The organism is Parvularcula marina, from assembly GCF_003399445.1.
Lineage (GTDB): Bacteria > Pseudomonadota > Alphaproteobacteria > Caulobacterales > Parvularculaceae > Parvularcula > Parvularcula marina.
In genome coordinates this window covers 1,118,471-1,136,157 of record NZ_QUQO01000001.1, presented here as the reverse complement: position 1 = coordinate 1,136,157, position 17,687 = coordinate 1,118,471, and the positions used below count along the sequence as shown (strand labels likewise).

Sequence of the window (17,687 nt, the reverse complement as noted above, 5' to 3'; positions counted from 1 at the left end):
GCCATGCATATTGCTGATGTCATGAGAGGACTTCATCGCCGTTTCCGCCGCGACGGGCGGGGGACGGCGGCCACCGAATTTGCCCTGATCCTCCCGGTGCTGATCACAGCTTATTTTGGCTCGATCTCCGCCTTTGAGGGGTTCCAGGCGCGCAAATCCGTCACCAAGGCCTCGACCACCGTCGTTGACCTGATCACCAGATCGCAAGTCATGAACACGACGTTGCGCGATAACATGTATGATGTCGCGCGCGCGCTTGTCGGGGATGCAGCCGATGAAGGCACGACCGTGACAATGACCAGTATTTCGAATCCGGTGTCTGAATCGGACCCGGATGCACGGGTCATCGACTGGAGTTACTCCAACGACTTCACGACGGTGATCGAGGAAGACGATCTCGAGGACATGAACCTCCCGGTCATTCCAAAGGGCGACAGCCTGATCGTGGCGCGGGTTTATATCGAGCACACCCCGCGATTTGATTTTGGCATGTTCGACAAGCAGCAGATGTCACAGCTGACCTTCCGCCGCCCGCGTTTCGTCCTTCGGATCCCGTCGACAATTTAAATCCGCCAATCGGCTTTCCCTTGCGCAATCGGCTCGCTAGCCTTGCGGCTTGTCGACTAGCGGAGTGCGGGCATGCGTCAGCCTTTCTTTCTTGTTGTGTTCCTCTGCAGTTTTGCTGCGGCTTGCGCGACAGGCGCCAACCGGATCGAGGCGGGGCCGTTCCCCGACACTTATAATGAGGCGGCGGATGTCTCAGCCGTATTGCAAGCGGCTAGCGCATCTGATCACCTTGCGCTCATCGTGCTGGGCGCGAACTGGTGCCATGATTCAAAGGCGCTGGTCGCTGCCCTCGACGACCCGCTGGCAAAGACAGTGATCGAGGCGCATTTCGAGACGGTCCTGATCAATGTTGGCAATTTCGAGCGGGGCTTTACGACGGCTCAGCGCTTTGGCCTGCCGATCTATATGCATACCCCGACGCTCCTGATCGTCGATCCGGAGACAGGTAAGGTCGTCAATTGGGACGATCACTACATCTTCCGCGATGCCTATCAGCTGAGTGCGGAAGAGGTCGCCGATTACCTGACCGCGCACAGCTCTCCTGAGAATGGGGTCCCGCAACCGACGGAGGGTCGTGAGGCGATCGATGCGTGGGCGGCACAAACCGCGGCGCGTATCCGTGTCGGTTATCAGAAGATCGGCGCCTATGAAGATTTCGACGGCGAGGAATTCCTTGCCGACTGGAAAGCACTCAAACCGCTGCGCTATAATTTCTCGGAGGATTATCCCGCCGCACTGCTCCGGCTGCAGGAAGCGGGCGAGGCGGGCGAGCTGCCGTCCTATGAGGCGCTGCCCTGGGAATAGGGCCTTTGAATAAGGGGGACGCCCATCAACTTCTCATTGACATGAGTGGGCAGTTGATGGAATTTCCGCGGCTCCAAGCGGGTATGGTGAAAAGGTATCACGCGAGCTTCCCAAGCTTAAGTTACGAGTTCGATTCTCGTTACCCGCTCCAGATCTTGGAACCTGTCCGGTTCCGCAACCGTTCTGGAGACAAGATGACCCAAGCCTATGGCCTATAGCTTCAGAAAATCCGATAAGTCGGTCCTTGCCGGCTTGAAGCGCATTGGAAAAGCGCAAACTCTCCTTGCACTGAATGCACTTGGCGATACATCGCTGTCTCTTGATGAAAAAGTCTATGCGGTCCGCCGACGGATCAAAAAGCTGCGCACGCTGATCCGCCTCGTCAGGCCGGTTCTTCCTGCCTATGAGGAGGAGAACGCAACTTTGCGAGAAGCGGGGCGTCGCCTGAGTGAAGCGCGCGATGCCGCGGTGATGATCGAGACATTCGATGAGATGACCATCCGCTATTCGGCACATTTAAGTGATGCGCTCTGTGCCCCGATCCGTGAACGGCTCATCGAGCAGCGCCGGGCGATAAGTGATGCCGGGCTTGGCATCTCGCTCCTTGAAACAGAGACGGAGCTGAGGGCGTTTCTTGTGCGGCTGCCGTCATGGAAGCTTGAGAAGAAAGGCGCTGCGGCCTTCGAGGCAGGGCTCAAGAAGACCTATGCCAAGGCGGTCAAACGCCTGCGGCAGGCCGCCGAGACGGACGATGCCGAAGACCTTCATGCCTGGCGCAAATCGGCCAAGCATCACTGGCTGCAAATGAGGCTGATCAAAAAGGTTTGGCCGGAAGGGCTCGGCCCAAGAATCTTCGCTCTCGATCAGCTGACGGATGATCTGGGCGAGCATCACGATTTAAGTGTGTTGCAGGCTTTGCTTGAGAGTGATGCCGATGAGGCGGCGAGCGCATTCCTCAATGGGCCGGTAAAGACGCGTCTGTCTGAGCTTGAAGAAAGCGTGATCGAAGCCGGGCGCGAACTTTTCGCTGAAGAACCGGCCCAGTTTGCGCGGCGCTGTGCGGCCTATTGGAATGTGTGGCGGGAGGAGGGCTGCCTCCTCCGCGCAGGTTAAAGGTGCGGCGAGAGCAGCTCAGCCACTCGTGAGGTCTGCGCCATGGAGAGCCCGGCAATATTGATCCGGCCAGAGCCGGGAATATAGAGCCCTTCCTTCTCGCGCAGCTCTTCGATCACGGGTTTCGCCAGCGGCAATTGCGAGAACATGCCATTCTGGGAGGTCAGGACCGACGGATCATAACTGTTCGAGTTCGGATGAATTGACTCGGCGAGCGCCCGGCGGAGCGTGCCCATCCTGTCTTGCATCTCGACAAGCTCCGTCTTCCACATAGTGGTCAGTGCTTCATCCCCGAGGATGGTGGAGACGATGGCCGGGCCGTGCGCTGGCGGCATCGACCAGAGCGCGCGGGCGATATCGGCAAGGTGGGTGCCAGCATTTTGTGCACCCGTTTCCGATGAAGCTTTCAGGAGAAGGCAGCCAGCCCGGTCACGGTAGAGCCCGAAATTCTTCGAGCAGGAATAGCTGAAGAGGGCCTCTGGCACTTCACCAAGGAAGGCACGGACCCCGAGCACATCCTCATCAAGTGATTGGGCAAAGCCGTGATAGGCCATATCGATGAAAGGCATGAGGCCTTTCTCGGCACAGAAGGCGCCGAGCGCTTTCCATTGCGCCGTATCAAGATCAATGCCGGTCGGGTTGTGGCACGGCCCCTGAATGATAATCGCATCACCCGGCTTTGCCGCTGACAGGCTTTCCATCAGTTTGTCGAGATCGATACCGGGATCAGCGGGCTGGGCATAGGCATAGCTTGCGACATTGAGGCTCGCCGTGCGAGCAATATGCGGATGGTTTGGCCAGCTCGGATCGCTGATCCACACGGTCGCGTCCGGGGTGATCCGCTTGATGAAGTTCATCCCCAGGGACAAAGCGCCCGAGCCGCCCGGCGTTGCAAATCCCTGCCGGTTGGCGGTCTCGTCATCGGCAAAGATGAAGCGGTCGATCGCGGCGGTGAAATCCTGATTGCCGCGCGGGCTTTCATAGACTTTGGTCTGTGAAGTCTCAGCGAGGCGGCGCTCGGCTTCGCGCACGGCCTTCATGATCGTCGTCTGCCCGGCATCATCGCGATAGACACCGACGCCAAGGTCGATCTTCTCTTCGCGTGGGTCCGCGCGGAACGCGGCCATGAGGCCGAGCAGGGCGTCCGCCGGACGCGGGGTCAGCGAATCGAACTGGGACATGCGGCTTCTCCTTCACATTCAGTGATGAGGGATAAGCGAGGCTGACGGCTGTGGAAAGGGGATCAGCCTGCGGCCTGACGATTTATGACCGCTGTGGGTTTGGCTGCGATCTCGTTCACGCGGATCGATTTTGCGCCGTCAGCTGCGCCCAGCTCACCATAAGCAAGTGTTTCGGTCTTGGTACCAGCCGAGACCATGAGCTGCATTTTCGAGAGCTCCGCGCCCGGCAGCTGGATTTCATCCCCCGCTTTCCATTTGCGCATCTCACCGAAGGGCACTTTCGTGCGGCCCGCAATGGCGGTGATCGGAAAGCTCAGCACCTGCAGGAGCGCATCGCCTAGCGCGCGGTCTGGGGCGGAAAGCTTGTCAGAGAAGCCGCGCGGGAAGAAAGCGGTGATCTCAAGATCGGGCGGCTGGATTAGTGACAGTTTCATCGACATGGCGAGTAGCGGTCGATGGCCGATCGTCCCGGGCTCAGCCTTGATGATGCTGTAGCCTTCCAACGGATCGGCTTCTTCGACATCGTCGTCGTCATCGCCTCCGGAAGATGCGCCAGCCGGTTTGCCGCTGAGCAGAGTTGCAGCGACCTGACGACAAAAGGAGAGGCCGATCCCGCTCAGCACGGGCTTTTCAGTGACGTCACCGCCGAATAGCGAGCGGGTGACGGATGAAATGGTCGCGGCGCTCAATCCAAGGCGCATGGTGATCTTGCCGGCGTGATCGACCAGATCGAACATGTCGGCTGCCTGATCCTCGATTTCTTTCGGATCACAGCGGCGCACATTGGCATCGCCCAAACGGACAGGATTGCGCAGGAAGTGCGAGACCGTCTCCGCAACGACCTCGGTGCGGGACATCATGGTATCGGCCGCGCCCCGCAGATATTGCGGCATGCGCGGTGTCGGTCCTGTCAAACGGCTCAGATGGCCTTCTTCAGACGATGACATCAATCAGTCCTTCACGAACTTCTGACTAAATAGCTGTCACGGTTAATGGCGGCTTTACACGAATGTGTTTTGCTGCGGCGGTTGAGTTTTCTGGGAGTGAAGCGATGGGCGATCATACGACGCCAATCATCATCAAGCGGAAGAAGGTGATCGCGGGCGGCGGGCACCATGGGGGCGCGTGGAAGGTGGCTTATGCCGACTTCGTGACCGCGATGATGGCATTTTTCCTCCTGATGTGGCTGCTCGGTGCAACGACTGAGGACCAGCGTAAGGGGATTGCGGACTATTTCAATACGACAATTCCGATTGCGGCCTCTTCAGGGGGCGGGACCGATGCGCTGAACGGCGACTCGATCCTGACGCTCGAGAAAAAAGCGCGCAGTGGGGAGTATCAGGACAACCGCAAACGCAATCAGGCCATGCCGATGCGTGAAGAACTTGAGCAGGAAATTACCGAAATGGCCCAGCGTGCTGGACTGATCGATGCCGAGGGGCGTGTTCAGGTCCGGATCACCGAAGAGGGCACCGTCATTGAGCTGGTTGATGCGGCGGGGAGCGCGCTTTTCCAAAGCGGGTCTGCTGCAGCGTCGAAAGATCTTAAAGTCCTGCTGCTGGCGGCGGCTGATGCGGTCAAGCGCAGCGGCGCGGTCGTGCAGATTTCAGGGCATACGGACTCTCTGGCCTATGCCACCGACAGCTATACGAACTGGGAGCTGAGTGCGGACAGAGCCAATACGGCCCGGCGTCTTCTCCTCGAAGCAGGCGTGCCGCAGGGAAAGATTATTGAGGTTTCAGGGCGGGCTGACCGTGATCCGATTTCGGACAATCCACTCGACCCGGTGAACCGCCGGATCTCCATCCTGCTTAAAGATGCAGAGGTGCCGGTCGAGCGGCACGACACGCCGTCACACGCCGAAAATGGAAACGAAACGTTAACCGCCCCGGCGCATGATGAGTCGTTGGATCATTAGCGGAGCGCCCAAATGACAATTTCTTCGTCCTTGAATGCAGGTGTCCAGGGCCTCGCCGTGAACTCGACCCGGCTCGGCACGATCGCGAATAACATCGCGAACGCAGACACTTACGGGTATAAAAGGGCGGAGACGGATTTTGTGTCTCTGGTGATCGAGGGCAATTCGAGCTCTTTTGCGGCCGGCGGTGTCCGGGTGCTGACCTCCCGCGAAGTCAGCGCGCAGGGTTCACTCATTACCACCGGGAACGCGACCGACCTTGCCATTGCCGGACCGGGCTTCCTGCCCGTGACCGAAGAGGGCGCGATCAATGATACGAACCGGGACCTTCTGCTGACGACGACGGGTTCTTTCGAGCAGGACCAGAACGGCTATCTGAAAACGCCGGGCGGCCTTGTTCTTCTTGGTTGGCGCGCAGGCCCTGACGGGAATATCGGCGCGGTTACGCGTCAGGGGGTCGCTGACCTCGAACCCGTTCGTGTAAATACCAGCCAGTTCCAGTCGAGCCCGACGACCTTGATTAACATGGGCGTCAACCTGCCCGCTGACCAGACAGTCGCAGGGGCTGCCGGTACCGTCTATGATATGCCGGTCGATTACATCGACAACCTTGGTCGTAACCAGACGATGACGGCGATCTTCACGCCGGTCGTGCCGGCGACCGGCGCCAGCAACGAATGGAATGTCGAATTCCTCGATAACTCTTCGGGCACGCCCGTCAGTGTCGGGACGTTCAACATTACCTTCCAGGACAACCCGGCCAATGGTGGCTCTGTTGATACAGTGACCACGACAGGCGGCGGCCTTGTCTATGACCCGGCAACGGGCCGCATCAATGTGAACCTGCCATCTGGTCCGGTTGATGTCTTTGTCGGCCAGTCCGGTGACATCAGCGGCCTTGTTCAGGTGGCGGCGAACTTCACGCCTGCCAATCTCGACTTTGATGGTGTTTCGGTAGGTGAGCTTGAAGGCATCGAGATCAACTCATCAGGTCTTCTGCAGGCGGTCTATAACACTGGCTTCCGCCAGACACTTTATCAGATCCCGGTTGCTGCTGTTCAGAACGCCAACGGTCTGATCGCTGAAAATAACCAGGCGTTCCGTCTCAGCCAGGACTCGGGCGGCATGTATCTTTGGGACGCAGGCACAGGCCCGGTCGGTGAGACTGTCGGCTTCAGTCTTATGGAATCCACTGTGGACATCGCATCAGAACTGACAGCGCTGATCGAGACCCAGCGGGCTTATTCTTCGAATGCACGGATCATTCAGACTGTGGATGAGATCCTGCAGGAGACCACCAATATTATCAGGTAGGGTATAGAGTTTGGGACTTTCTAGCGCACTTTCCACGGCCGTATCCGGCCTCACCGCCGCCCAGACAAGGGCGCAGACGGTCGCAAACAATATCGCCAATGCGAATACGGATGGTTATGTCCGTCGCACAGTCAGTGTCAGTGAAAAGATCGTCGCCGGGAACGGTGTCGGCGTGCAGGTCGACAAGATCCTGCGCGACAGTGATCCGTATCTGACGCTTCAACGGATGAAGCTGGAAGGCGATAACGCCTTTGCCAGTGAACGCGCTACGGCCGCAGGGCAGATCGCTGCGCTTCTCGGAGAGCCGGGGGCGACGGATGGTCTATTCGGCACCTATGCCCGTTTCGAGCAGGCCCTGCGAGATGCAGCGGCAACGCCGGAAAGCACCGTCCTGCAACGGCAGGTCGTTGATACGGCAAAAGATATCATCCGCGAATTCGATGAGCTGGCAGGTCGCAGTGTCGATCTGCGTACGAAAGCCGACACTGATATTGGCCGCGCCGTCCAGCAAGTGAATGATGCGCTGAAACGCCTTGAAGAGCTGAACGGGCTTGGCGGTCAGCAATTGACGCCTGATGTCCTTGATGAGCGCCAGCGCCTGATCGATGACGTCAATGCTATTATCCCGGTTGAAGTTCAGCCGGTCGGTGAGGGGATCTATCTCGTCACTGATTCAGGGGTGACTTTGCTAGCCACGCAGGCTCGGGAAATCGAATTTTCGCCTTCCGTGCTTGTGGCGCGGAACCAGACACTTGGCGGCGGGCTTTCCGGACTGGTCGTGGACGGAACAGATATCACACCTGGTTCAACCAGCTCACAGGCAATCCGGGGCGGGCAGATCACGGCGCTGTTCGAGACACGCGACAACCGCATTCCGGCCTTTAACGACAGCCTTGATGCGCTGGCTTATGATCTCGTTTCTCGCTTCTCCGATGACAGCGTCGATCCGACCAAGACAGCCGGCGAAGTCGGTCTCTTTACGGTGGGTTCGGCAACACCGCCCATTGATGGCGATATCGGACTTGCCTCCAGTCTGAGGCTGAATGCCGCGATTGATCCTGATCAGGGTGGGGAGCTTTACCGCATCCGCGATGGTCTTGGTGCTGTCGCGCCTGGTCCTGCGGGCAATGGCGATCAGATCAACCGCCTTGTTGATGCCTTTACCGGGCTTCAGCCGACCCCCGGCGCACTTGGCGGTGTCGGCCAGCAATCGGCCGTCAGCCTTGTTTCGGGGCTGTCCTCTGAACTTAATTACGACCTGCAACGCCGCGAAGACAGCGCGCTTTATGCCGGCATCCGTTTTGATGCTGCCGTGAATGCCGAGATCGCTGCAACTGGTGTGGATACGGATCAGGAGCTCCAGCAGTTGATCCTGATCGAGCAGGCCTATGCGGCGAACGCCAAGGTCATTGAAACGATCTCGTCGCTCGTCGATCAACTGATCAGGATTTCGTGATGAAAATCGGTTTTCCAGACGCCCTGCGATTTAATTCGCTCAGCGGTCCTCTCGCCGACATTCGGCGCGACCTGACCCAGGCTTCGGTCGAACTCGTCACCGGGCGCAAACAGAATCTCGGTCGTGTGCTGGGTGTTGAGGCGGGCGACTATAACATCGTCGCCAAGGCACTGGCCGATGCCGATACATCGATCGACCGGCTGACCCTGTCCAATAACCGTCTGTCCGCAACGCAGATTCCGCTGCATCAGATCCGCACCGCGCTGACCGATTATGCGGTTGAGACGGACTCGCTTCTCGTGACGGACGAATTCGTCAACACGACGATCTCGGCAGATGCTAAATCGCAGATCCGCCAGATCTTTACCTCCCTCAATTCCTCTTACGCCGGACGGAACCTCTTCAGTGGCGACAGTGTCGAATCCGCCGCCACATCGACCGCGGATGAGTTCTTCACTGCCATTGAGGCGTCTCTGGCGGGCGCCACCGATGCGGCAACGCTTGATACGGCGATCGATACATTCTTTGCGCCGGGTGGGGATTTCGACACGCTGATTTATCAAGGCGGGGCAGGGTTTGCCTCCGCTGTTCGCCTGCCGACAGGCGGCACGGTCAGCTTCCAGCTGAAAGCGGATGACCAGTCCTTCCGTACAGCCCTCGAAGGGCTCGTCCGTGTGGCCTATGCGCCGCAGGAAGGGCAGGTCGACTTCGCCCGTGAAGGGGTGACCCTTGTACGAAACGCCGAAGCGCTGCTTATTCAGCATGAGGCGGAACTTGGCCGCCAGCAAAACCTGATCGATAACTCGATTGACGCCGTCAATCAGGAGCGGCTTATACTGGCCGAAACTGAAAACACATTCGCCGGCGCCGATCCTTACGAAGCTGCAGCTTTGGTTCAGAACCTCGAACTTCAGTTGCAAACAGCCTATACGGTCACGGCCCGGATATCCCGGCTGACACTGACGAATTTTGTAAGATGATAAAACGCATTCTCTCTGCCTTCACCGCTGTTCTTCTCTTCACGGGATCAGTGGGGGCAGCGGATGTGCGTCTCAAAGACCTCGTCACGATCGAAGGCGTCCGCTCGAACGATCTGATCGGCTATGGTCTTGTCGTCGGCCTCAACGGCTCGGGCGATACGCTGCGGAATTCACCTTATACCGAAGAAGCCCTGTCGAGTCTGCTCCAGCGGCTGGGCGTGAATGTCTCGGATGAGAATTTCCGCCCCAATAATATTGCCGCTGTCCTCGTGACCGCATCCCTGCCGCCTTTTGCAAGGGCAGGCAGCGAGATTGATGTCACCGTTTCCTCGATTGGCGATGCGTCTGATCTGACGGGCGGCACGCTCGTCATGACGCCGCTGACGGCAGCGAATGGCGAAGTCTACGCAGTGGCCCAAGGGCCGGTTCTGATCAGCGGATTCACCGCCGAAGGCGAAGCCGCCAGCATCACGCAAGGCACGCCGACCGCCGGGGTGATCCCTGAAGGCGCGCGTGTTGAGCGCGAAGTGCAGTTCAATTTTGGTGATCTGCGTAAGGTGGATCTTGCGCTCAAGAACCCGGATTTCACAACGGCTGCGCGGATTGAAGATGCGCTCAACATCGCGCTCGGCACCGGCTCGGCCCAGATGCTCGATCCTGGCACGGTGGTCCTGCGGTTCATGGATAATCAGAGCCCGGCGCGTGTGCTCAGCCGGATTGAAAGCCTGACCCTTCGGCCCGATACGCCCGCCCGTGTGGTGATCGATCAGCGCTCCGGCACCATCGTGCTTGGCAGCGAGGTCAAACTCTCCGCAGTCGGCATTGCGCAGGGCAATCTCTCAATCGCGATTGCTGAAACACCGATTGCGTCCCAGCCGGGGCCATTCTCCGAAGGTGAAACAGTGCCGCTGCCGCGCACCGAGATTGCGGTGACAGATGGCGCGCCCGGGAATGTCGGGCTGATCAATGAGACGGCGACGCTGTCTGATCTGGTTGCGGCGCTCAATGCACTTGGCGTCACACCGCGTGAGATCATCGATATCCTCAAAACGATGAAGACCGCCGGCGCACTCCACGCGGAATTGGTCCTGCAATAATCAGCCCATTGCGCTGATCAGGTCGATACTGCCGGCATCGGCCATGCTGAGGATTTTGCAGATAAAGGTCGACTGAGCCTTTTCGCCGTCTTCCTCATCAATATCGCCAAGCTCTTCCATTTTCTCCCGGTACTGACCGGCCATCCGCTGGGAGATATTGGCGAGAAGATAATCGACAGTTTCCTTGTCTTTCTTGCTGCCGAAATGCAGGGCCGTGAGCATGGTTTTCTCGTCGATTTCCCGCAAGACCTGCGGGATGGCGCTGCGCGGCAGGCGATCGGAAAGGGCGCCAAAGCTGAGGACTTTCGCGCGGATTTCGGCTGCATCCTCGGCGCTCAGTTCTTTGTCGAGTTCGTCAAGAACGGCGTCACGGCGTGAGCTGACCATGCGGTTGAGGTAGTTTGCGACCTTGTCCGCGTTCGGATTGCCTTCACTTTCGACAATCGGCTCATCGCCCTGCAGCAGGCCTTCACGCAAGAGGTTTTCGACAGCCTCAATGGCCAACGGATTTGGGGCGCCATTATTCGCAAGATGCACCATGGCGGCTTTGACAGCTGGCTCGTCGAGCTCTGCCATCAACTCACTGACAAGGTCGTCTGGCAGACAGGACATCGCAACCGAGATGACCGAACTGGATTTGCCTGTGAAGAATTTGACGAGAACCGAGGCCGGCATGGAGCCGACTTCTTCCCAGATCGAGACCTTGTTGTCGCCGAAATCGAGCTCGGTTTCGGTCTGCATTTCGATGCCAAGATCTGGCAGGAGCTCAGGTTCAGGGAAGAGCGCGGTCCGCAGCTCGGTTGCAACTTCATCCGTACCGCGCACAGCATTCTGGCCGCGAGCAAGCTCTTTGGCGAATTCCGCCGCAATGCGTTTCTGCTCAGCGACATCGACCATGCGCAAGGAACGCACAGCGGTCAGCAGGCGGTCGCGGTGCTTCTCGGGCAGGCGGCCCGTGAGTTGTTGCAACGTCTCCGGATCAAGCAGCGCGAGGATCGCCGCCGCTTTTTGAGAAGAGGTCCGCCGGGGCGGTGGCGGCAGGGCTTTGCCGCTATTGCGTCCTGAGCGTTTCGACGTCTGGCTCATCCCGAATACCCTCTGAGTAAGGCTCCCGCCAGTTTGGTCCAGCCATCCGCCATCACGAAGAAGGCGAGCTTGAAGGGCAGGGAGACAACGGCAGGCGGCACCATCATCATCCCCATCGCCATCAGGATGGCAGCGACGACGAGGTCAATGGCGAGAAAAGGTAGAAAAATCGCAAAGCCGATCTGAAAGGCCGTCTTGATCTCCGAGAGCATGAAAGACGGGATGAGGAGCGACAGCGGTGGGCCGTCGAGTGCATCCTGTGACCAACGGCCTGGCAGGGAATCAGACAGCGTGACGAGGGTCGTTTCATGGGTCCGCGCTTCCATAAAGTCACGGAACGGAATCATGGCGAGGTTGAAGGCCTCACCCTCGGCGATCGCGCCTTGTTGGTAGGGCTGGATCGCAGTCTCCCATGCGGTCGTGAAAACCGGCTCCATCACAAAGAAGGTGAGAAAGAGCGCGAGCGACGTAATCATCATCGAGGGCGGGCTCTGCTGCAGGCCGATGGCCTGGCGCAGGAAGCCGAAGACGATGACCATCAGCGGCAGGCAGGTCATCATCATGATGATGCCCGGCGCAAGGCTCAGTATGGTGATGATCGCGATCAGCGGGACGAGCTGACCCCGCAAGGAACCTGCGGCGGCGACGACTTCAGGCGAGTCGAGCACTTCCCCGAGCGGCAGGGGATCCACCGTCTGGGCGAAGGCAGGGATCAGCGCGAGGAGTACCGTCAGAATGAGTACGGTACGGATCATGTGTGCGCACTATCCTTGCGGATGTCGAGAATGCGCACAGCGAGGGAGTTCGGACCGTTCTGGCCTTCGCAGAGCTCACCGGTGGCAACGACCTTGCCGTTCACCTGCAGCTCGACGGGCTCGGATGTCTTCACACCGAGCGCAACAATCGTGTCTGCTTCCCATTTGGAGAGGTCGGCAAGCGACAGGGTCACCTGTCCCACGACCACCGTCACCGGCAGCTGGATATCATATAGCGGATCGTTCGAACTCGCGGTCAGGGCATCACTCATGGCTTTAGCCTCGCCTTACATCAGGCCGCGTCCGCCTCTTTCTCGAACCAGTCATCAAGAATGGCCGCGGCATTATCAGGGTTCTCCTTCGTCAACATGGTCAGGAGAGATGCAGCATCCATCGATTCTAACGAGGGGGCTGAGTCCAGATCGTCATCACCCTTCGGTTTCTTGGGGCTGAGGATCGGTTTGAGGATAAATAGTCCGACGACGAGGACGATCAGGCCCATGAAAACCATCTGGGCAAGCTCGATCGCTCGCGGCATCACGAATTCTTCAACGAAGGTCGGCGGGGTGCCCATCTCAACGGGGGCGGGCACTTCGAAGGGCAGGATCTGCACCGAAAGCTGGTCACCGCGATTCGCATCAATCCCGGCGGCGCTGGCGACCAGTGATTCTAGGGCGGCGAGTTCTTCCGGACTGCGCGGATCAAGCTGGAGGTTGCCATTGCCGTCATCGGTGTAGCGCTCATTAAGGAGGACCGCGATGCTCAGCCGGTTGATCGTGCCGGGACGCTGCTGGATCACGCGCTCGGTCTGAGTGCCGGTGTAGCTGACCTTCTCATCGCGTTTCGAACGCATGATCGGGTTTGTCTCATCTTCGGCATTCAGCTCACCTTCGGGCAGATTGCTCGCGACGGTGACGACGCCTTGGCCGGTCATCTCGACATCACGCTCTTCCATCAGGTCGCGGCTGGCGATCTGGCGGCTGTCGGGATCGATGACACGCTGGGTTTCGGCGATCGAGGAATGATCAAGCTCAAGCGCGACGGAGACTTGCGCATTGCCTGCGCCGACATGCGCTTCGAGAAGCTGGGTCAGCCGGTTGGAGAGGGCATCCTCGCGCGCATTCTGATCCATATTGCCGGTCGTCTCATCGCTCGGCCCGCCAGGGCCGGCAATGACGCCGCGCGCTGTATCCACGACCGCGACATTCTCCGGCATCAGATCGGGCACGGCGAGGGCGGTCAGATATTGAATTGAGGTCGCCTGTTCCTTCGACAGCGACATGGGTGCCTCAATCGTGACAGAGGCGCTCTTGTTGTTCCGTCCGCGGCGGAAGGCCGAGCTGCGGGTGACGCCTAAATGGACGCGGGCGGAGCGCACGGACGGCATCGCCATGATCGTCCTTGTCAGCTCGCCTTCCTTGGCGCGCCAATAGGCAGCATCGAACATGTCGGCGGTCGTCGAGAACCCATTGAGATTGTCGAGCAGCTCGTAGCCGGCGCCATTCGGGGCGGGGAGGCCCATGCGGGCCATCTCGATCCGTAAGCGGTCGCGCTGGGATTGCGGCACATAGATCGCCGAGCCCTTGACCGTATAGGGAACAGCCATGCCGTCGAGCTGGAGCGCGATTTCCCCGGCGGAACTTGCATCGACGCCTGAGAAAAGGAGGGCCTCGCCTTCGGTACGAGCCATCTTGATGAGGAACATGCAGCCAAAGATGACGATCCCTGTCGAGACGATGGCGCTGATCTGCTGACGCAAATCCAGCCGCATCCAAGTCGACAGCGGTCCCCAGTTCTGAGTGGAATTCTCGTCGTTCATCTTCGTTAACGCGCTATCAATAAGACTCTTAACAAACCCTTTACCAGTACCGGGCTTTAACCTTTTGCCAGTGGGATCTCGTGCCCCTGTTCGAAAGACACGTCAAAGGGTTGGGTAGATGGCGGACGCAGAAAAAGACGACGACGGAAAAGCCGCAAAAGCCGGCGGGTTGATGTCAATTTTGCCGCTTGCGGTGATCGCGGCGGCTGGGACATTCGGCATGGTCTGGTTCGCAGCAACCCCTCAGCCTGTGCAGGTCATTCCGTGCGAGGAAGAGGTCAAGCCGATCGATCCTGAGGAAATGGCAGCGCGCGCCGCAAGCTATGTCTCGCTGGAGCCGATCGTCGTGTCGCTCGCACCTGATGCGGGCGCGGATCACCTGCGAATCACCATAGCGCTGGGCCGACCGCCGGAGTCACCGGAGCTGACGGATGTTCAGTTCCTCCGCTTGCGGGACAGATTCATTGAGAGGCTTCGATTGACCGATATCGACCTCATCACAGACCCGATGGCGATGCCGGAACTCAAGGCATCACTTTTAGACCAGGCCCACTCGACGTTGGGAGACGACGCAGTCTACAGCATTCTCGTAACGGATTTTCTGCTCAAATGATCATGTCAACGGCATTCGACTTCGCGCTCCTGTTCATCTCGACATGTTCGGCATTCTATTGCTGGACGTTGAGCCGGCGGCTGCATGCGCTGCAGAACCTGCGCAAGGGCGTCGGGCAGGCCATGGTGAACCTCACCAAATCGGTCAGCTCGGTAGAAGCGAATGCCGCAAAGCTGAACCGTGAGGCGCTCGCGGCTGTCAGTGAACTGCGCATCATGCTCTCCAAGGTCGATGCCAGCGAAGAGAAAGTCGATATCCTTCTTGAGACGATGGAACGCCAGGCGCGTGAGACGTGGAAGGAATATAAAGCCAAGACTGGTGAAGCGACCGAGCGGCTTGATGCTGCCTATAAGTCGTTGACGGACGGCCTGACCGAAGCGCGCGATCTGACCAAACTGATCGAAGAGAAGTCTAAAGAGATCAAGGCACCGGCCGCGCCGCCTGCGCCGCAGCCTGTTCTGCGTCCGCAGCCGGAAGTTCAGCCGCAACCGCAGCTTAAAGCGCAGGATTATGAAGCTGCCGCTGACATTGCGCCTGTTCGAGAGACAGAGGCGCCGCGCCAGCGGCCTGCCGTCCGGCGCCCGCAGATTTCAGGCGACCGCGAAATGACGGCCCGCGAAGTGGCGCTGGCCCGGGCACTTGCAGCCCAGCGCGCCAAAGAAGCGGCTGTCCGTAAAGCGGCGCAGCAAGACGATCTTGCGAATTACACGCCCGAAGCACCGGCCATGCCGCCGCGCGATGATGCGGTGGCGAGCTTTGCCCGGCGGCTTCGCCAGAAACAGGGTCAGGCCAGCCTGAAACAGGCACCGCTTGACCGTGGTCGACAGGCAAAAGCGTGAATGACCGCCCGATCCTGCGCACATTGGCGGCGCTGTTCCTGCTTGCCGGTGGCGGGCAGGTGGTCGGTGCGCTGAGCGTCAGTCCAGCGGATGCAAGCCGCGATACTGTCCCTCAGCCCATGCCCACAATCGTCAGAGCCGATGGTCTCGTCGTCCGCGAAGAAGCGAGTGAAGCGTCGGCGCCGTCTGAAGAAGCCCAGGAGCTGACCGCCCAGCGGATCGAGCTGCGCATGGCCGCCATGGCAATGAAGGAAGAACGCCAGAAGATGGAGGCCACTCGCTCCGCACTAGCGGAAGAGAAATCCGCCGAACGGACCCGGCTGGCGCTGCTTTATGCGCGGATGCCGTCCGAAAAGGCTGCGAAGATCCTCGCGGCACTGCCTGCCGAGCGCGCAGCAGGCTTCATTTCTGCCATGCCGGGTGAGCAGGGCGCTGCAATCCTGGCCAGCATGACGGATGATGAGGCTGTTGCTGTCACCGAAGCTCTCGTGGCGGAGGATTTTTAAGCGCGAATTAGGATCGCGTTCATCTTCCTTAACCCTTTGTACACCCCAAACCCCGCATTAAGATTCTATGCTTTCCGTAATCGGTCTGATCGTTACGCTTGTCATGGTGTTCGGCGGTTATGTTATCGCCGGCGGCAAGCTGGGTATTATCCTGCACTCCCTCCCATATGAGATGATGATGATCGGCGGCGCTGCAATCGGCGCTTTCCTCGTCGGCAACGACATGAGCCGGATCAAGCATACAATGGGAGACTTCGGGGCAGCGCTTGCCGGTCCGAAATGGAAGAAGCAGGACTATCAGGATCTCTTATGTCTCATGCATGAGATGATCATGATGCTGAGAGAGAGTCCGGTCGACATAGAAACCCACATTGAGGATCCCATGAACTCGGCGATGTTCGCCAAGTTCCCGCGTATTCAGAATGACAAGGCGGCTGTCGACATTCTCTGCGATACGATCCGCTCCATGATGATGAACTTCGATGATGTTCATCAGGTCGAGGAGCTTCTTGAAAAGCAGCTTGAGGCGATGAAAGAAGAGCGCCTGCACGGGGCGCATGCGGTCAACGCGATCGCCGACGCGCTGCCGGCGCTCGGCATTGTTGCGGCCGTTCTCGGCGTTATCAAGACCATGGCGTCGATCGACAAGCCACCGGAAATTCTGGGGAAAATGATTGGCGGCGCGCTGGTCGGTACGTTCCTCGGGGTGTTTCTAGCCTATTCCGTCTTCGGACCGCTTGGAACAAGGATTGAAGCCGTCCGCGAAGAAGAGCATGCCTTCTATGAATTGATCCGTGAGGTGCTGGTTTCCAGTCTTCACAAGCATGCGCCCAATATCTGCGTCGAAGTGGGCCGCCGGCACGTCCCGACTGCGATGCGGCCGAGCTTTAATGATCTCGAACAGGCGCTGAGGAGTGCGGCATGAGTGATGCCTCAATACCAATGCTCTCGCGCCAATCGGGCTTGCTCGAGACCGCCCAGATCATTGCCAACAATATCGCGAATGCCTCGACGCCTGGCTATAAGTCCGAAGGCGTCATTTTCTCTGAATATGTGAAGGCTGCGGGCGAGGGGAATCCCAGCCTGTCGATGGGTCACCTGACGGCGCGGTCGGTTGATTTCACCCCCGGTGTCTTGCGTAAGACTGGCGGCACGTTTGACCTTGCTTTGTCAGGAGAGGGGTTTTTCAAGGTGCTGACGCCGGAAGGCGAGCGCCTGACACGGGCTGGTGTTTTCCTGCTCAACCCCGAAGGCACGGTAGTTGATCCCAATGGTTTTCCGCTGACGGATAATGGCGGCGGTGAGATTGCTCTGCCGCTTGATGCGACCAATATCGCCATTGCGTCAGACGGCACGCTGTCGGTGAATGGCGAGATCTTCGGGCAGGTCGGCGCCTTTACGCCGAACGGCGAAATGCGCCGCGCAGGCTTTAACCTGTGGATCAGCGACGAAGGGACGACGGCGATTGAAGAGCCGACTATCGTGCAAGGATCAATCGAACAGTCTAACGTCAATCCGGTTCTGGAATTTGCTCGCCTCATCGAGGCGCAAAGGCAGTTTGAGGCCGGACAGAACGCCGTTCAGCAGGAGAACGAGCGTCTGGAAAAACTGATCAATGCGATCAGGCAGCAGGGGTAGT

19 protein-coding genes and 1 tRNA gene are annotated in these 17,687 nt (G+C 59.0%); 14 read left to right on the top strand and 6 right to left on the bottom strand.

The window, feature by feature from the left end; genetic code table 11:
* Positions 1-3 precede the first annotated feature (3 nt).
* From DX908_RS05335 to DX908_RS05320, 4 genes are all read left to right on the top strand, one after another.
* The gene (locus tag DX908_RS05335) at positions 4-567 is read left to right on the top strand and encodes a TadE/TadG family type IV pilus assembly protein (protein WP_116391385.1); all 564 of its coding nucleotides are present in this window, start codon (positions 4-6) and stop codon (positions 565-567) included.
* Between the two features lie 72 nt (positions 568-639).
* Positions 640-1,371, top strand: a complete 732-nt coding sequence (locus DX908_RS05330) for a thioredoxin domain-containing protein (protein WP_116391384.1) — start codon at positions 640-642, stop codon at positions 1,369-1,371.
* A gap of 77 nt (positions 1,372-1,448) precedes the next feature.
* A tRNA-Gly gene (locus DX908_RS05325) sits at positions 1,449-1,522 on the top strand.
* A gap of 56 nt (positions 1,523-1,578) precedes the next feature.
* Complete coding sequence (locus DX908_RS05320) at positions 1,579-2,484, top strand: CHAD domain-containing protein (RefSeq protein WP_116391383.1); 906 nt, start codon at positions 1,579-1,581, stop codon at positions 2,482-2,484.
* Here DX908_RS05320 and DX908_RS05315 read toward each other — a convergent pair.
* Together DX908_RS05315 and DX908_RS05310 are read right to left on the bottom strand one after the other, a co-directional pair.
* The gene (locus tag DX908_RS05315; protein ID WP_116391382.1) at positions 2,481-3,665 is read right to left on the bottom strand and encodes an amino acid aminotransferase; all 1,185 of its coding nucleotides are present in this window, start codon (positions 3,663-3,665) and stop codon (positions 2,481-2,483) included. The two genes, DX908_RS05320 and DX908_RS05315, sit on opposite strands and share 4 nt — an antisense overlap.
* A gap of 62 nt (positions 3,666-3,727) precedes the next feature.
* Positions 3,728-4,612, bottom strand: a complete 885-nt coding sequence (locus DX908_RS05310) for a FliM/FliN family flagellar motor switch protein (RefSeq protein ID WP_116391381.1) — start codon at positions 4,610-4,612, stop codon at positions 3,728-3,730.
* A 104-nt stretch (positions 4,613-4,716) separates the two neighbouring features.
* Here DX908_RS05310 and DX908_RS05305 point away from each other — a divergent pair, with 104 nt between their 5' ends.
* From DX908_RS05305 to DX908_RS05285, 5 genes are read left to right on the top strand one after another with little or no spacing between them, the layout of a single operon-like run.
* Positions 4,717-5,583 carry a flagellar motor protein MotB gene (locus DX908_RS05305; protein ID WP_116392995.1) on the top strand — a complete coding sequence of 289 codons (867 nt, stop codon included), beginning with the start codon at positions 4,717-4,719 and terminating at the stop codon, positions 5,581-5,583.
* 12 nt (positions 5,584-5,595) lie between these two features.
* A complete protein-coding gene (locus DX908_RS05300; RefSeq protein WP_116391380.1) occupies positions 5,596-6,897 on the top strand; it encodes a flagellar hook protein FlgE in 1,302 nt (433 codons plus the stop codon).
* 10 nt (positions 6,898-6,907) lie between these two features.
* Positions 6,908-8,353: a flagellar hook-associated protein FlgK gene (flgK, locus tag DX908_RS05295; RefSeq protein WP_116391379.1), complete on the top strand. Its 1,446-nt coding sequence runs from the start codon at positions 6,908-6,910 to the stop codon at positions 8,351-8,353.
* Positions 8,353-9,333 (top strand): flagellin, encoded by a 981-nt coding sequence (locus DX908_RS05290; protein ID WP_116391378.1) that lies wholly within the window; start codon positions 8,353-8,355, stop codon positions 9,331-9,333. The genes flgK and DX908_RS05290 overlap by 1 nt, the downstream gene beginning before the upstream one ends.
* The gene (locus DX908_RS05285; protein ID WP_116391377.1) at positions 9,330-10,430 is read left to right on the top strand and encodes a flagellar basal body P-ring protein FlgI; all 1,101 of its coding nucleotides are present in this window, start codon (positions 9,330-9,332) and stop codon (positions 10,428-10,430) included. The genes DX908_RS05290 and DX908_RS05285 overlap by 4 nt, the downstream gene beginning before the upstream one ends.
* Here DX908_RS05285 and DX908_RS05280 read toward each other — a convergent pair whose 3' ends face one another.
* From DX908_RS05280 to fliF, 4 genes are read right to left on the bottom strand one after another with little or no spacing between them, the layout of a single operon-like run.
* Complete coding sequence (locus DX908_RS05280; protein WP_116391376.1) at positions 10,431-11,516, bottom strand: FliG C-terminal domain-containing protein; 1,086 nt, start codon at positions 11,514-11,516, stop codon at positions 10,431-10,433.
* Positions 11,513-12,271, bottom strand: coding sequence for a flagellar type III secretion system pore protein FliP (gene fliP, locus DX908_RS05275; RefSeq protein ID WP_116391375.1), 759 nt, complete (start codon positions 12,269-12,271; stop codon positions 11,513-11,515). Before fliP ends, DX908_RS05280 begins: the two co-directional genes overlap by 4 nt.
* On the bottom strand, positions 12,268-12,543 hold the full coding sequence (locus tag DX908_RS05270) for a FliM/FliN family flagellar motor switch protein (RefSeq protein WP_116391374.1): 276 nt from the start codon (positions 12,541-12,543) through the stop codon (positions 12,268-12,270). The genes fliP and DX908_RS05270 overlap by 4 nt, the downstream gene beginning before the upstream one ends.
* A 20-nt stretch (positions 12,544-12,563) precedes the next feature.
* Positions 12,564-14,090: a flagellar basal-body MS-ring/collar protein FliF gene (gene fliF, locus DX908_RS05265; protein WP_116391373.1), complete on the bottom strand. Its 1,527-nt coding sequence runs from the start codon at positions 14,088-14,090 to the stop codon at positions 12,564-12,566.
* A 118-nt stretch (positions 14,091-14,208) separates the two neighbouring features.
* On the opposite strand from fliF, the gene DX908_RS05260 reads away from it, so the two are divergent.
* The 5 genes from DX908_RS05260 to DX908_RS05240 all read left to right on the top strand — a co-directional run bounded on the left by DX908_RS05260 (position 14,209) and on the right by DX908_RS05240 (position 17,686).
* Positions 14,209-14,703 carry a flagellar basal body-associated FliL family protein gene (locus tag DX908_RS05260; RefSeq protein WP_116391372.1) on the top strand — a complete coding sequence of 165 codons (495 nt, stop codon included), beginning with the start codon at positions 14,209-14,211 and terminating at the stop codon, positions 14,701-14,703.
* 2 nt (positions 14,704-14,705) lie between these two features.
* Entirely contained in the window at positions 14,706-15,542 is an 837-nt protein-coding gene (locus tag DX908_RS05255; RefSeq protein ID WP_158548519.1) for a hypothetical protein, read from the top strand.
* Positions 15,539-16,048: a magnesium transporter MgtE N-terminal domain-containing protein gene (locus DX908_RS05250; RefSeq protein WP_116391370.1), complete on the top strand. Its 510-nt coding sequence runs from the start codon at positions 15,539-15,541 to the stop codon at positions 16,046-16,048. The genes DX908_RS05255 and DX908_RS05250 overlap by 4 nt, the downstream gene beginning before the upstream one ends.
* A 67-nt stretch (positions 16,049-16,115) precedes the next feature.
* The gene (gene motA / locus DX908_RS05245) at positions 16,116-16,973 is read left to right on the top strand and encodes a flagellar motor stator protein MotA (RefSeq protein WP_116391369.1); all 858 of its coding nucleotides are present in this window, start codon (positions 16,116-16,118) and stop codon (positions 16,971-16,973) included.
* Complete coding sequence (locus tag DX908_RS05240; protein ID WP_116391368.1) at positions 16,970-17,686, top strand: flagellar hook-basal body complex protein; 717 nt, start codon at positions 16,970-16,972, stop codon at positions 17,684-17,686. The genes motA and DX908_RS05240 overlap by 4 nt, the downstream gene beginning before the upstream one ends.
* The last annotated feature ends 1 nt before the right edge of the window (position 17,687 follow it).